Consider the following 13,951-nt stretch of genomic DNA (forward strand, 5'->3'; position numbering starts at 1 on the left):
GAGTCACGGCTTGCGGCACGACAGCCAGACGAGGTCGCCCGACGAATCCTTCGTGAAGAATAGAAACCGCTCGCTGCTCTCGCCGAGCTTGCAGCGCTTGCGCAGCTCTTCGACGGAGAGCGGAAAATCGCGCCGCTGAATGGCCGCATTCGTGATTCCCAGTTCCGCAAGCTCTTTCCGGAAGCTCTTTGGCCTGAACGGGCGACACGCCTCGATCCGAAAACTCCGTCCGGGAAACGATTCAACAAGCCGATCCGACGTGAGATAATCGACCGTGCGATTCAGGAATTCGAGCTGCATTTGCCGCGCAAGTTCGCCGGTGAGTCGCGCCTTGATGATGGCCGCATCCGGCTCGTAGAGCCACGCGCCGGGCGTTTCCGCGACAACACGAGCGGGAGGCTCGCCACCGGATGAGGCGATCTCGAACGGCTTGTCGCCCAGACACGCCGCGCGAACCTCCGGCGTCCGGCCAGCTTCGCGCCCGCGATCCAGCAGCAGCAGCACCTCCTTGCACTCGCCCTCGACCGACACCGCGATAACCGTCGAGAGCGACGGAAGCGACCGCTCAAGCCCGCTGATCTCCAGCGCGGGCGACGCCTTGATGCAGACCTGTCGCGCCTTGCGCAACATCAGGTCGTGCAGCCGCACCACATCGGGACTCGACGCCACGAGGCTCGCTGAGCGCCCGCCATGCTCCCGCCGCGCCGGATCGACCAGCAGGCAGTCGAACGAATCGTCGTCGTATCCGTCGAGCAGCTCCGCGCTGTCGCCGACGTGCGTCTCGACGTTCGTCACGCCCATCGTTCGCCGGTTCGCCTCCGCCAGCCGCGCCAGCGCCTCGCTTCGCTCGCACGACACCACCTCGCCGAAGCGCCGGGCCAGGAAGAGCGTGTCGATGCCGAGGCCGCCGGTCAGCTCAATCGCCCGCCGCCCCTGCATGAGCGAGGCTTTCCACGCCGCCGCCCGCTCGCCCGAAGCCTGTTCGAGCGCGAGCCGCGTGTAGAGCAGCGGAAAGCGCGACAGCGACGGCAGCTTCACGGCGGCCTTCTTGCGGCAGGCAATCTGCTCGGCTATCGCCCGTACCGGCAGATCGCTCCGCCCGTGAAAGCGCAACGCAAACGCCGCCGGATCGTCGCTCGCGTGAGCATCGATCAAGGCAAGCACCTGCGGATCGAAGAGGCTGTGGAGTTCATCGAGGGTCATGGGGGGAATGGGACAGTTCGGCTACTCGAACTTATCGAGATATTCGCTGAAGGCAAAAATCCGGTAACGGGTCTGGCCGCTGACCTCTTTCAGAATGCCTTCGTCATGAAAAAAGGTAACCAGATCGTTGGCGGATTTTGCGCTCAAACCGCAGATTTGCTGCACCTGCTTGACGGTGACGACCGGGTTGACGAACAGATGAGAAAGCAACGTCAAGGCCGTTTTTGCTCGCCTGCCGCTGGATTCGGTAAGATGCCGCTCGGTATCCTGTTTCAGGACAAGCACTTCCGACAAGGTTTGCGCAGCCTTCCGCGCCGTTTCATCGACGCCGACGAGAAAGTATTTCAGCCAGTGAAGCAGGTCGTTTTTTTCTCTCACCCGCGTCAGGTTTTCGTAATAGAGCATCCGGTTTTTCTCGAAAAACGAGGACAAATACAGCAATGGCTTGTGAAGGATTTTTTCACTCACCAGATACAGGGTAATCAGAAGCCTCCCGATACGGCCATTGCCATCGAGAAAAGGATGAATGGTTTCGAACTGGTAATGAGCTATGCCAATACGAACCAACGAAGGAACGACAATCTCCCGGTTATGCAGGAAATTTTCGAGGTCGCCCATCAATGGATCGATATAATGGTGGGCTGGCGGAATAAACGCTGCGTCTTTCAACGACGAGCCGCCAATCCAGTTCTGGCTCCGGCGAAATTCTCCGGGCTGGCGGTGCTGGCCACGGACGCCAGACAGCAGCAATTCATGCGCCTGACGGAGCAGCCGCGAGGATAGTGGCAGATGCTCCAGTTGTTGAATCGCGCCATTCATCGCCGCCATGTAGTTCCTGACCTCAAGCCAGTCATTGCGCCGTTCAGGCAGCACCTCTTCTTCCGGCAAAAGCGCTTCATCGAGCTGGGTCTGCGTACCTTCAATTCGGCTTGAAATAACCGCCTCCTTGGTGACGTGCAACTGAATGAACAACTCAGTGTTTGGAACCAGACGGGCGTATGAGTTCAGCTCTCCGAGGCTGATGGACGCCTTTTCAAGCAACACACCCAACTGCACATCTTTCCATTGCCACTGAACATTGACCAGCTCAGGAACAAAATAGAGATATTCAAGTCCTTTTTCTTTTCTTCCAGCAAGGAATGCCTCGATGTCTCGAACAGGATTGGACATAACAAGAAGCCTCCAAGAGATTCTAAGTTTACTTTCAGGCTCAAAAGTAAACTTAAGAAATTCTAAGTTTACTTTCCTTCCATTTCCATCCATCTGCCTCCAACCGTCACCCCGCGTTATGCTCCCCGGCGAGCACGCGGCGTAGTACTTTGCCTACCGCCGACTTCGGCAGCGTGTCGCGGAATTCGATGTGTTTCGGGACTTTGTAGGCGGCGAGTTCCTTGCGGCACCAGGCTTTCAGGTCGGCGGGGTCGAGCGTCTGGCCCTCGCGCAGCACGATCCAGGCTTTGACCGCTTCGCCCTGGTAGTCGTCCGGCACTCCGGCTACGCCGGTTTCGAGCACGGCGGGGTGCCGGGCGATCACCTCCTCGACCTCGCGCGGCCATATCTGGAAGCCGCTCGCCTTGATGACATCCTTCTTGCGATCCACCACGAACAGGTAGCCCTCCTCGTCGAGATAACCGAGGTCGCCGGTGTGAATCCAGCCGTCGCGCAACACGGCGGCACTCTCATCGGGATTGTTCCAGTAGCCGCTCATATTCTGGGGCGAGCGGATGAGAATCTCGCCGACCTCGCCCGACCCCAGCGCCTCGCCGCCCGCTTCGGCATCGACGATGCAGAGTTCGACGTCGGGCGCGGGCAGGCCGACCGAGCCCGGTTTCTGGCGGCCCCGCGCCGGGGAGAAGACGGGCGAGACCAGCGCTTCGGTCAGGCTGTAGGCCTCGATGATGCAGCCGCCGGTGAGCTGCTCGAAGCGGTTCCGGGTCTCCTGATGCAGCGAGGAGGCTCCGGAGACGATCAGCCGCAGCGAGCGCAACGCCTGCGGATCGCGCTGGAGCCGGGGGTGCGCGACGAGCGCGTTGAAGAGCGTCGGCACGCCCGGCAGCATCTCCACCTTGTGGCGCTTGATGGTGGCGATCAGCGCTCCGGTGTCGCGCGGGTCGGCCATGAGCACCATCGGCGAGCGTCGCACGAAACCGCTCGCCATGATGCCGACCTGCGAATAGACATGGAAGAGCGGAAGGTTGAGCATGATGACAATCCGGTCGTCGCCGAGGGTGGTGCGGAACCAGGCGTTGGTCTGCATGGCGGTCATGATGAGCGCTTCGTGCCGCCCGATGACGCACTTGGGGCTGCCGGTAGTGCCGCCGGAAAAGAGAAAGAGCGCCGGATCCGGGGGCGCAACCGTCACCTCCGGCGCTGCCGAATCGCGATGCCTTTCGATCACGTCGGCCATCGACAGGTCGCCGGGGCGCAGCTCGACGCGGTGACCGCCCTGCCGCTCCTTGAGCGCGGTGAACAAGAGGCGCTTGAGCGTCGGCAGATACTCCTTGATGGAGGTGGTGACGACCCGTTTGAGCGGGGTGCTGGCGCGGATGCGGTTGAGCTTTTCATAGAACGGGGTGAGCAGCACGAGCGTTTCGGCTCCGCTCTGGCAAATCGCCCGTTCGAGTTCAGGTTCCGTGTAGAGCGGGTTGAGCGGCACGGCGATGCCTCCGGCCTTCCAGACGCCGAACTGGGCCACGATCATCTGCGGCGAGTTGGGCATCAGGAGCGCCACCCGGTCGCCTTTTACGACGCCCAGCTCCCGCAATCCCGCCGCGAAGGCCGTGCTTTGCTGATCGAGTTGCTGATAGCTGAGCGAGCGCCCCATGAAGAGGAAAGCGTCGTCGCCGGGAAGCTCCCGCGCGCAGTCGCGCAGAATATCAAGCAGGGTGATCGCCGGGTAGGGCACCAGGGTGTGCGGCACGCCATCGTCGTAGTGGCGGAGCCAGGGCCTGTCGGACATGAAAAATCCTCCGGAAGTTATCGAGCGTCTCGCGGAGCCACAGGCTGCGACAACCAACCGCGCATGAGATAAACATCAGAATCCATCGACGAATATAAGGCTTTCACCCCGATTCTGTCTGGATAACGCCACCCGCCGTCGCTGCCGTGGCGGGAGGGAGAAGAGAACGCCTTCATGCGTTATCGATGAGCTACATTTTTGTAATTTGCGCCTTTCGTCACAAGCCTCTTCGATCATCCGAATTTTTCATCATGAGCGCAGACCCGATCACCATCTTTCGCAAAACCTGGGGCACCTACCAGAAAGTCATCAGCCACAACCTCATGTTTCACCGGGAGATAACGGCTGCCGTGGCGACGGTGTTCGAACGCCGCTCCGGCCCGCTGCGCTTCATCGACCTCGGCTGCGGCGACGCTTCGCACATTCTGAAGCTCCTCAAGCCCGATCAGCTTGCTGAATACTGCGGCTGCGACCTTTCGCAATTCGCCCTCGACGAAGCCCGCAAAAACCTCGAACCGTTCGGCGCGGTCATCAATCTGTGCTGCAACGACATGCTCTCAGTCTTGCGGCAAGCAACTGCAAACCATTACGACATCGTCTATTCGAGCTACGCCCTGCACCACCTGCCCACTGAAGCCAAGCAGGCGGTCTTCACCGAGTGCCGCCGCGCCCTTGGCGACAACGGCGTTCTGATTCTCGTGGATGTGATGCGTGACGAGGAGCAGGCGCGGCAGGAGTATCTCTACCGCTACAACAGAGCCGTCAGAACGCAGTGGGAGGCGCTTACGCCCGACGAACGGAATCAGGTGCAGGAGCACATCCGCAACTGCGACTTCCCTGAATGCGCCTCAACGCTTGAACAGTTTGCTCGGAATGCGGGGTTCACGACCTGTCGGAGGCTGGAAAAACAGACCTGGCACGAAGCCTGGCGTTTCGAGGCGTAACGCTCGAAAGCGCTTCATCGGGCGTTGGGCAGAGCTTTTGCGGCTGTCGGGCGCGGCCCTGGCAAAAAAAGCAATGCCTGCGCATGTTGACGGTCGATGCGCAGGCATTGCTGAAATCAAACGGGCTGAGCCAGCCGGTTATTCGAGATCAATGGAGCCTCTGGTCTTTTCGCGGCGGTTCTGCTCTTTGCGGTTGTACTGATCCATGCAGCCGCTGTTTTTGCCCTCCACGAGCGAGCATTGCAGATAGTCGGTGATTTCGATGATGCAGGCGCGGATCGCTTTGCCGACAGGGGTGTTCTTGTACTCGCTCAGGTGGCCGCCAAAGCCGTCGCGGTAAACGCCGACGCTGACGCCGCTCGACTTCGAGGTCGCCTCGACCGTCCGTGCGTCGTAGATTTCGCCGGTCTCCACGTCGATCACCTTCAGATCGACCGCCATGTAGGCCTTGTCCTGCCTTCCGCCAAGACTGATCCCGCGGAAAGAGAGTCCGCCGCCGCCACCGCTCGTGTTTTGTTCAAATGCGGAAACCGTCGCGGCCACAAGGTACTGGGCGCCGGTGATTTTGCCCAGTCGGGCGCGTGTTCTCGGATTGATCCGGCCAGACCTGCCGAGATCCTGCTCGTCGAGCACCGCATCGAGTTCCCGCCTTTCGAGTACGCGGAAGCTGTTGGTCGATGCAAGTTCCGAAATGAGCATGTCTTGCAGGTCGGCGCCGACGCCGCCGTTCCACCATGCCGCACCGGAGTGGTTGGTGAACCTCAGGACGCCGATCCGGGGTTTTCCGGCGGCCAGTCCATCCTGGACGAGGGCGATGGTGCAGAAAAGCAGAAAAAGCAGCAGTGCTTTGATCTTCATAATAGAATCTCCTTGAGCGTTATGGTGATGGTTATGTTTCAGAGACGACAAAATACAATACGAACCGGAGTGACCTTTTCCCGGCCTGGCCTTCAGGCGTCGCGCCATATACAAAAATTGGCAATGAACCTGTACGGGGCTAAGCACAAGTAAAGTATCACTGTAAAGAGTAAAAGCAATGGCTGCAAAGTTACTCCGGTAAACTTGCTCCTCGCTTTTTCCGTTCCGGATCGTGAGGTTGCCAGGCGTCGGTTTTCGCAGGCGCGCAGGACAAACGGAGGGATATTGGTATATTGGTCAGCAAATTACCGGGCATGACCGCCACCCTTGCCGTTTCATGAACGCCTGAAACAACGAAGATCATCATGAGTCAGCAGCTCGTCACGAGGGACGAAACGCGGGAAGACTTTCGCGCGACGGGCGACGTGACCGTCGCGGCTTTCGCGACGCTCGAAATAAGTCGGCATACCGAACAGTTCGTCATCGAGGCGTTGCGCGCCGCCGGAGCGCTGAGTGTTTCGCTCGTCGCGGAGATGAACGGGCGCGTGGTCGGCCACATCGCCTTTTCGCCGGTGAGCATGTCTGATGGAACCACCGGCTGGTTCGGTCTCGGCCCGGTGTCGGTGCTGCCGGAGTTTCAGCGGCAGGGCATCGGCAAGGCGCTCGTCCGCGAAGGCCTCGCCCGGCTTAAGGCGCTCGGCGCGAAAGGCTGCTGCCTGGTGGGCCATCCGGAGTACTACCGGCAATTCGGCTTCACGAATCCGCAGGGGCTGGCGCACGAAGGCGTGCCGCCGGAGGTCTTTTTCGCCCTCTCGTTCGGAGGGCAGGTTCGGCAAGGCGCGGCGACGTTCCACGAAGCGTTCATGGCGAGCGGCCCCGCGTCGTAAATCGATAACTTTCATCAGAGCAAACTATGGCTGACAATTTTCATTACAACGCCAACAACGAACTGACCACGCAGGAGTACGAAGAGCTGGAGGATTTCCTGCTGCACGAATCCGGCCTGAAGCATCCGATGAACCTCGATGCGCTCGACGGCTTCCTGACCGCGCTCGTCATCGGGCCGGACACGATCGCCCGTGACGAATGGCTGCCGTACGTCTGGGGTTCGGCTGGCTCCGCCGAAGCGCCGGTTTTTCAGTCCGGCAAGCAGGAGGAGCGGATCGTGGGGCTGATCGTGCGGATGATGAACGCGCTTGCGCATCAGTTTGAAGAGAGTCCCGCCGACTACGCGCCGCTGCCGAACCTGACCACCTTCGACAACGACGAGGCGCAGCGCCACGCCGCCAGATCGTGGTGCCTCGGTTTCATCGAGGGAGTGAACGTGAGGCCCGCCTCCTGGCAGCCATTGCTGAGAGACGAAAAAGGCTCCAAGACCATCTTCGCCATCTCCGCGGCCTCCGGCCTGTTGCGCGACAAGCTCGGCCTGGATGAGGAGAAGGAGTACGAACTCTGGAAACTGATCCCGGAAGCCGTGCTTGAAATCAAAAGCTTCTGGATGCCCGCGCGGAACCAGGCGGCGGAAAGCGCGAAACAGCCCAAAGCCGAAGACCCCGGCAGAAACGACCTTTGCCCCTGCGGCAGCGGCCAGAAGTACAAAAAATGCTGCGGAAAGTGAGGAGAATGACGAATGATGAGTTATGAGTGATGAATGCTGAATTGAAGAAGGGGGATCAAGAGACTACTGTTTGTGGGGGGGTTTTTCCGCATTGAGCTGACTTGACGATGCTGGTCAGAATGCGAACCAGCTCGTCTGACTCTTTGAGCAACTCGTCGATTTTGGATTGCTGAACGACATCCGATGCGACAAGCACGCGAAGCCAGTAATGGGTTTCGCGCGCCTCTTTGCGGGCAATGGACATTTTGGCGGTGAAATCCGATTTGCTTTGCCCGGCTTGCGCCTCCTCGACATTGGCTCCAATCGATGTCCCCGATCGCAATAACTGGCCAGCCAGCGTACGAGAAACACTGCCCTGCTGTTCAAGAAATCGGCAGAACCGAACGATACGAACAGCAAACAGGAACGACCGTTCAGTAATTTTCAGACCCTCACCAGACATTCATAATTCATAATTCATAACTCATCATTCATAATTCTCCCTACCGGTACACCGATTCGATTTTGACCCTTGCGGTGCCTTTGCCGTAGAAGCCGAGTTGTCTGGCGGCTTCGGCGCTCAGGTCGATGACCCGGCCATTGATGAAGGGGCCGCGGTCGTTGACCCGCACAATGATCGAGGCTTTGTTTTCGAGGTTCGTGACTTTGACGATCATCGGAAGCGGCAGGTATTTGTGGGCGGCGCTGGGCAGGCCGGGATCGAACACTTCGCCGTAGGCGGTGGGCTGGCCGTTATGCTGGTCAAGCGTCTCCTGGCCGTACCACGAGGCCAGGCCGGTCTCCTCGTAGGCATAGACCTGGTCGAAGCTCATGGGTACGTAGAGGCGCCCGTCGATGAGATAGGGCGTGTTCTTGAGCTTGCCGAGCCGGTACGCCTCTTCGGGCGATATTGGCTGGAGGCTGCGCGATGTGGTTGTGGCGCCCTTGTAGGTCGAGCAGGCCTGAAGAGTCATGAGCGTCATGAGCAGAAGGGCGCCAATCCGTTTTTGCGTTTTCATCGTTTTGTCTGTCTGTGATGATCGGGGGCTGCATATCGACATGGTATCGCTATCCTTTCCGTCAAAAAATAGCCATTTCAGCAGAATATTCCTGAGCCCCTTGTATATTTGGGGGCTGAGTATTTTCTGCCGTATGTCTGCAAGCGCTGTTGCAGCACATCGTTAAATCTTGCCACATGACGAATCGGATGACAAACAAGCCGCCGGAAAGGCGTTTGACGGGCATCGTCATTCTGCACGGGTTCACGGCGAATCTTGAAAGCGTCCGGGAGTTGTTCGGCCCGCTTGGTCGTTTCGATCTCAAGCTGGCCACGCCACTCTTGCGCGGTCATGGCGCTGATTCGCCGGAGCGGCTGCGCGGCGTGACCTGGCAAGAGTGGCTCGATGACGCCGGGCGGGCGCTCGAAGCGCTGACCGGCGTCGATGGCAAGGCGGTGGTGCTTGGTCACAGCATGGGCGCCTTGCTCGCCCTGCAACTTGCCGCGCGCCGTCCGGAGCTGGTCGATTCGCTCATTCTCGCCACGCCGCCGATCAGGCTGACCTCGCCGCTCGGCCCCGGACGGCCACTCCATTTCCTTGCGCCGCTCGTCAGCCGTTTTGTTGACCGGTGGGGCATGGAGGCCAAATTTGCCGATCCCGGCAACGCCATCATTGCGGAGCAGTATGAGTGGGCGCCGACAAAAACCATTCTCTCGATGTTCGATCTTCTGGAGGATACGATGCGGATCGCCGGTCGCGTCCGCCTGCCCGCGCTGATTCTGCAAGCTCGCCACGAAAGCATCGTGCGGCCCGAGAGCGCCGAGATTCTGTCGCGAATTCTCGCCACGCCGCCGGCGGCCAGGTCCATCGTCTGGTTCGATAAAACCGACCACCAGATTTTCTGCGATTGCGAGCGCAAGGCCGCCGTCGAGGCCGCCGTGAAGTTTGTCGCCAGCCGTATCAACTCAAAACCACACAATCCGTAACACTATGAAAAAACAGTTGTTCCGTTTATTCATGCCGCTGATGCTTGCGTGCGTGTTCACTCCCGCCAAACTCAATGCTGCGGCTACCGATGCCCATGACGGCGTCTATCTCGACGAAATCGCCATCGGCTCCGGATACGCCTGGGGGCATCTGAAGTTCACCGAAGCGGATTTCAACGCCGTGCCGCTCTTTGTGCGCTTTGGCTTCAACATGAACTCCGTGTTCGGGATGAAAGAGAGCAAAGGTACGCTCCAGCTTGCGCTCGAACCGTTTTGCAACCCCGTTACCGAACCCGATTCGGGCGTCGAGACCGGGCTCGATGTTTTCATCCGCTACCTCCACCCGGTTGCGCCATCGGTGAAGCTGGTCGGCGAAATCGGTTCCGGCCCGATGTACCTGAGCATCGACAGCCGGGAGCAGGGCGAGGCGGGATTCAATTTCCTGAACCAGTTCGGCCTCGGCGCGCAGGTCGCCGTTTCCAATAACAGCGCCATTACCGTCGGCTACCGTTTCCGCCATCTTTCCAACGCGGGCGCCAGCGAGCCGAACCGGGGAATCAACAGCAACGCAGTGGTTGTGAGCTATTCGCTGCTCTACTGAGAGCGCCCTCTTTGTTCATTCGTCGAAGTGTCGTCATGCGCATCATCGATCTCTCTCACCCGATTTCGCCCGACATGCCGCTCTGGCCGGGTACGCCGCAGCCGAAGTTTTCCGACCTCTGCACGATCGGGCGTGACGGCTTTGGCGAGCGCTGGCTGCAACTCTCGTCGCACACCGGCACGCACCTCGACGCTCCGGCGCATCTCGTCGAGGGCGCGGCCTCGCTCGATGGCTTGCCAGCGAATCACTTCGCCGGCAAGGGCGTGATGCTCGATCTGCGGGAAATTCAGAACGGGCCGGTTTCGCTCGCCCGATTGCTGACCAGCCGGGCCCGGATCGAGCAGGCGGAGTTTCTGTTGCTGCATTCCGGCTGGAGCCGTTTCTGGGGCAGCGATGAGTACAGCCGGGGTTATCCGGTGCTTTCGCCGGACGCGGCGGCGTGGCTCGCCGGGCTTGGGCTGAAGGGGATCGGCATCGATGCGCCGTCGTTCGACCCGGCGGACTCCGAGGCGCTGCCCATCCATCGCGCCCTGCTCGGCGCGGGCCTCGTGCTGATTGAAAATCTTACGGCGCTCGGCCAGCTTTCCGGCAGCAGTTTTCTTTTCTCCGCCCTTCCGTTGCCTATCGCCGGAGCAGAAGCCTGTCCCGTGCGTGCGGTTGCTTTGTTACTGCGGCAACAATAAATCGCAAAAGTCACCGCAGAAAGAGATTGGGATCAAGTGACGAGCCCCCCCCGGTTTTTAGACAGCGGTTTAAGGTTGGTAACTTGCTCGAAAGAGGAGCAGGTACATGCACGCATATCGGGTAGCTCCTTTTTTTGGTTGGTGTACTCCGGGTTTGTCGATTCCGCAGCACGCACGCTCTCTTGGCATGGTGCTTCGGATTCGGGAGGGAAGTGTTATCTTCTGCTTTCGTTGAATAGCAATCCCCTAAATATTCAGGTATGAAAATCCTCGTTATCGGCGGCGCAGGGTATATTGGCAGTCATGTGGCTCGCGAGTTTCTCGACCGGGGCTACGAGGTTACGGTGTTCGACAACCTCTCTACAGGGCGGGAGGAGAATTTGTTCAGCGATGCTGAGTTCGTGCGTGGCGATATTTTCGATGCGGCAATGCTGGCGTCCGTGATGAATCGCGGGTTTGACGGCTGCGTGCATCTGGCGGCGCTGAAGGCTGCCGGGGAGTCGATGCAGAAGCCGCAGGAGTACTCCGTGCACAACATCTGCGGCACGATCGGCACCATCAACCAGGCGTTGGCGAGCGGCATCAAATGCTTTCTCTTCTCCTCCTCGGCGGCCATCTTCGGCAGCCCGGCCTATCTGCCCATCGACGAGAATCATCCCAAGGAGCCGGAGAATTACTACGGCTTCACCAAGCTTGAAATCGAGCGCATCCTCGAATGGTACGACAAGCTCAAGGGGCTGAAGTTCGCAGCGGTAAGATATTTCAACGCTGCCGGTTATGATGTGCGCGGGCGCATTCACGGGCTGGAGCAGAATCCGGCAAACCTCTTGCCGGTTATCATGGAGACCGCCGCCGGCTTCAGATCGTCGCTCTCGGTATTCGGCACGGACTACCCGACCAGGGACGGCACCTGCATCCGCGACTACGTTCACGTCAACGATCTCGCCACCGCGCACGTGCTGGCGTTCGAGCGGGTGATCGAAACCGGCGAGAGCCTGTCGGTGAACCTCGGCAGCGAGACCGGCGTCACGGTGCTCGAAATGCTCGAAGCCGCCCGCCGCCTGACCGGCCGGGAAATACCGGCTGAATTCGCGCCGCGCCGCGAGGGCGACCCGGCCAACCTGGTGGCGACCTCCGCCATGGCTCGCGAGCTGCTCGGCTGGGTGCCGCAGCACAGCGATCTCGATACGCTGGTCGAATCGACCTGGAACGTCTATCGGGACGTGAGCGCTGGTGGCGATGGGCGATAAAGCTGTTTTGCTGCGAGTCGGCCTGATAACCGGATACGCCCCCAAAGGAGAGAGCCATGTTCGACAATGACAGGGATGAAGAGAGATTCGTAGATAAATTTGGCGAGTCGGTCAGGGCGATGTCTGATTATTTCGGACTCGGTTTGCAGATTGCCGCGAGTTTCGCTTTCTTCGTTTTCATTGGCTACTGGGCGGATTCCAGGCTCGGCACCTCGCCTCTGTTTTTTCTGGTCGGAGTGCTGCTCGGCATGGTCGGCATGGTGCTCGTGCTCATCAAAACCGTGCAGAAAGCGAACCGCGACCACGATAGCTCGCATCATCAATCCACAAATAACCATGAAAAGGATCGACGGACATGAAGGCTTTGTTTGATTTTCTTGTAAAGTTATTTATCTTGTCGGTCATTTTATGGGGGGTTGTGTACTGGGGCGCGGCAAGGTATCCGATCGACATTAACTCGGTTTTTGTCGCCTGGCTCATGGTCATCATCAACAGCCTCACGGGATACCTGCTCTTTGAGTACGGATTTGACAAGGAGTCGAAGATTTTCACGCTGGTCGTTTTCGGCGGCGTGGCCCTCAGACTTCTGATCGTCATGGCGCTGGTACTGGTCATCAATCTGCTGGGCATGGTCAAGTCGATCGATTTCGTCGTATCCTTCATCTCATTTTACTGTATCTATCTGGTGCTTGAGATTCTCGCTTACCAGAAGAAGAATCAACTGAAAAAAAACGCTGCAAAAAACTGACAAGACGGTATGCGAAAGAAAGCGATTTCAAGAATTTTGGCACTTGTCGTGCCTGTTCTCCTGAGCCTTAACAGTCAAGCATTCGCCACTTCCGTCCAGGGTGAGTCTCCGGTCACGGGGTCTGCGGTCGAAGCCATTCATGCCGCGCCGTCAACCGTTGCCGCGCCAGCCGCCGAGGCCGCAGCCGGTCATGCCGAAGTGGCAGCAGCCCACGGCGAGGCTGCGCATGGCGAAGAGAAGCCGGGCGACCTTATCATGCACCACATTCTCGACAGTCACACCTTTGTGTTCGAGCCGTTCGGCGAGGTTCATCTGCCGCACCTCGAAATCGCCGGTTTCGACATTTCGATCACCAAGCATGTCGTCATGCTCTGGATCGCTGCAATTCTCCTTATCATTATAGCAAGCGCTGCCGGAGCCGCAGCCAAAAAGATGTCCGCCAAAGATGCTCCGAAAGGGGTCGCCAACCTTCTTGAATCGTTGGTTGATTTTATCGCAAACGACGTCGCAAGGCCCAACATCGGTCACGGTTACGAACGGTTCATGCCTTACCTGCTTTCGGTATTCTTCTTCATTCTGCTTTGTAACCTGCTCGGCCTCATTCCTTACAGCGCGACGGCGACCGGCAATATCAACGTTACGCTTACCCTTTCGATTTTCACTTTTATCGTTACCCAGTTCTCCGCGTTCAAAGCACAGGGCGTCAAGGGTTATCTTCAGCACCTGACCGCCGGAACGCACTGGGCGCTCTGGATCATCATGGTGCCGATCGAGGTTCTCGGTCAGTTCACCAAGCCGTTCGCGCTGACCATTCGACTCTTCGCGAACATGACGGCGGGACACATCATCATTCTCAGCCTGTTCTTCATCAGCTTCATTCTGAAGAGCTACATCGTGGCCGTGGCGGTTTCGATTCCGTTCGCAATCTTCATCTATCTGCTTGAACTCTTCGTGGCGTTCCTGCAGGCGTACGTGTTCACCATGCTCTCGGCGCTCTTCATCGGTCTGGCGACAGCGCACTCCGACGGTCACGACGGCCACGAGCTGGAGGCTTCGGGTCATCATTGATCCTTGCTTCGATGAACTGAAGAAGTCTGTTTGACAAAGATTTTTAGAACTGCTAC

Annotated in this window: 16 protein-coding genes; 10 read left to right on the forward strand and 6 right to left on the reverse strand. The window is 58.9% G+C overall.

Going from position 1 to position 13,951, the window contains the following annotated elements:
- Positions 1-3 precede the first annotated feature (3 nt).
- From EST62_RS06215 to EST62_RS06225, 3 genes are all read right to left on the reverse strand, one after another.
- The gene (locus EST62_RS06215) at positions 4-1,203 is read right to left on the reverse strand and encodes a class I SAM-dependent methyltransferase (RefSeq protein ID WP_129051241.1); all 1,200 of its coding nucleotides are present in this window, start codon (positions 1,201-1,203) and stop codon (positions 4-6) included.
- Positions 1,204-1,224: 21 nt separating this feature from the next.
- The gene (locus EST62_RS06220; protein ID WP_129051242.1) at positions 1,225-2,373 is read right to left on the reverse strand and encodes a Fic family protein; all 1,149 of its coding nucleotides are present in this window, start codon (positions 2,371-2,373) and stop codon (positions 1,225-1,227) included.
- A 106-nt stretch (positions 2,374-2,479) separates the two neighbouring features.
- Positions 2,480-4,162, reverse strand: coding sequence for a long-chain fatty acid--CoA ligase (locus EST62_RS06225; RefSeq protein ID WP_129051243.1), 1,683 nt, complete (start codon positions 4,160-4,162; stop codon positions 2,480-2,482).
- 251 nt (positions 4,163-4,413) lie between these two features.
- Here EST62_RS06225 and EST62_RS06230 point away from each other — a divergent pair, with 251 nt between their 5' ends.
- Entirely contained in the window at positions 4,414-5,106 is a 693-nt protein-coding gene (locus EST62_RS06230) for a class I SAM-dependent methyltransferase (RefSeq protein WP_129051244.1), read from the forward strand.
- 138 nt (positions 5,107-5,244) lie between these two features.
- Here EST62_RS06230 and EST62_RS06235 read toward each other — a convergent pair whose 3' ends face one another.
- Positions 5,245-5,964 carry a CsgG/HfaB family protein gene (locus EST62_RS06235; protein ID WP_129051245.1) on the reverse strand — a complete coding sequence of 240 codons (720 nt, stop codon included), beginning with the start codon at positions 5,962-5,964 and terminating at the stop codon, positions 5,245-5,247.
- Between the two features lie 365 nt (positions 5,965-6,329).
- Here EST62_RS06235 and EST62_RS06240 point away from each other — a divergent pair, with 365 nt between their 5' ends.
- Together EST62_RS06240 and EST62_RS06245 are read left to right on the forward strand one after the other, a co-directional pair.
- Positions 6,330-6,851, forward strand: a complete 522-nt coding sequence (locus EST62_RS06240; protein ID WP_129051246.1) for a GNAT family N-acetyltransferase — start codon at positions 6,330-6,332, stop codon at positions 6,849-6,851.
- 26 nt (positions 6,852-6,877) lie between these two features.
- Positions 6,878-7,582 (forward strand): YecA family protein, encoded by a 705-nt coding sequence (locus EST62_RS06245; protein ID WP_129051247.1) that lies wholly within the window; start codon positions 6,878-6,880, stop codon positions 7,580-7,582.
- Between the two features lie 55 nt (positions 7,583-7,637).
- On the opposite strand, the gene EST62_RS06250 is transcribed toward EST62_RS06245, so the two are convergent.
- Together EST62_RS06250 and EST62_RS06255 are read right to left on the reverse strand one after the other, a co-directional pair.
- On the reverse strand, positions 7,638-8,024 hold the full coding sequence (locus EST62_RS06250; RefSeq protein WP_129051248.1) for a four helix bundle protein: 387 nt from the start codon (positions 8,022-8,024) through the stop codon (positions 7,638-7,640).
- Between the two features lie 40 nt (positions 8,025-8,064).
- A complete protein-coding gene (locus tag EST62_RS06255) occupies positions 8,065-8,580 on the reverse strand; it encodes a septal ring lytic transglycosylase RlpA family protein (RefSeq protein ID WP_129051249.1) in 516 nt (171 codons plus the stop codon).
- Positions 8,581-8,768: 188 nt separating this feature from the next.
- On the opposite strand from EST62_RS06255, the gene EST62_RS06260 reads away from it, so the two are divergent.
- The 7 genes from EST62_RS06260 to EST62_RS06290 all read left to right on the forward strand — a co-directional run bounded on the left by EST62_RS06260 (position 8,769) and on the right by EST62_RS06290 (position 13,895).
- On the forward strand, positions 8,769-9,545 hold the full coding sequence (locus EST62_RS06260) for a carboxylesterase (RefSeq protein ID WP_245153498.1): 777 nt from the start codon (positions 8,769-8,771) through the stop codon (positions 9,543-9,545).
- A gap of 4 nt (positions 9,546-9,549) precedes the next feature.
- A complete protein-coding gene (locus EST62_RS06265; RefSeq protein WP_129051251.1) occupies positions 9,550-10,146 on the forward strand; it encodes an acyloxyacyl hydrolase in 597 nt (198 codons plus the stop codon).
- 35 nt (positions 10,147-10,181) lie between these two features.
- Positions 10,182-10,829 carry a cyclase family protein gene (locus tag EST62_RS06270; protein ID WP_129051252.1) on the forward strand — a complete coding sequence of 216 codons (648 nt, stop codon included), beginning with the start codon at positions 10,182-10,184 and terminating at the stop codon, positions 10,827-10,829.
- Positions 10,830-11,089: 260 nt separating this feature from the next.
- Positions 11,090-12,079 (forward strand): UDP-glucose 4-epimerase GalE, encoded by a 990-nt coding sequence (gene galE / locus EST62_RS06275; RefSeq protein ID WP_129051253.1) that lies wholly within the window; start codon positions 11,090-11,092, stop codon positions 12,077-12,079.
- Positions 12,080-12,135: 56 nt separating this feature from the next.
- On the forward strand, positions 12,136-12,438 hold the full coding sequence (locus EST62_RS06280; protein ID WP_129051254.1) for an AtpZ/AtpI family protein: 303 nt from the start codon (positions 12,136-12,138) through the stop codon (positions 12,436-12,438).
- Entirely contained in the window at positions 12,435-12,827 is a 393-nt protein-coding gene (locus EST62_RS13450) for a hypothetical protein (RefSeq protein WP_167599209.1), read from the forward strand. Before EST62_RS06280 ends, EST62_RS13450 begins: the two co-directional genes overlap by 4 nt.
- Before the next feature lie 9 nt (positions 12,828-12,836).
- Complete coding sequence (locus tag EST62_RS06290) at positions 12,837-13,895, forward strand: F0F1 ATP synthase subunit A (RefSeq protein WP_129051255.1); 1,059 nt, start codon at positions 12,837-12,839, stop codon at positions 13,893-13,895.
- Positions 13,896-13,951 lie beyond the last annotated feature (56 nt).

The sequence above is a fragment of the Chlorobaculum sp. 24CR genome (assembly GCF_004118635.1).
Classification (GTDB): domain Bacteria; phylum Bacteroidota; class Chlorobiia; order Chlorobiales; family Chlorobiaceae; genus Chlorobaculum.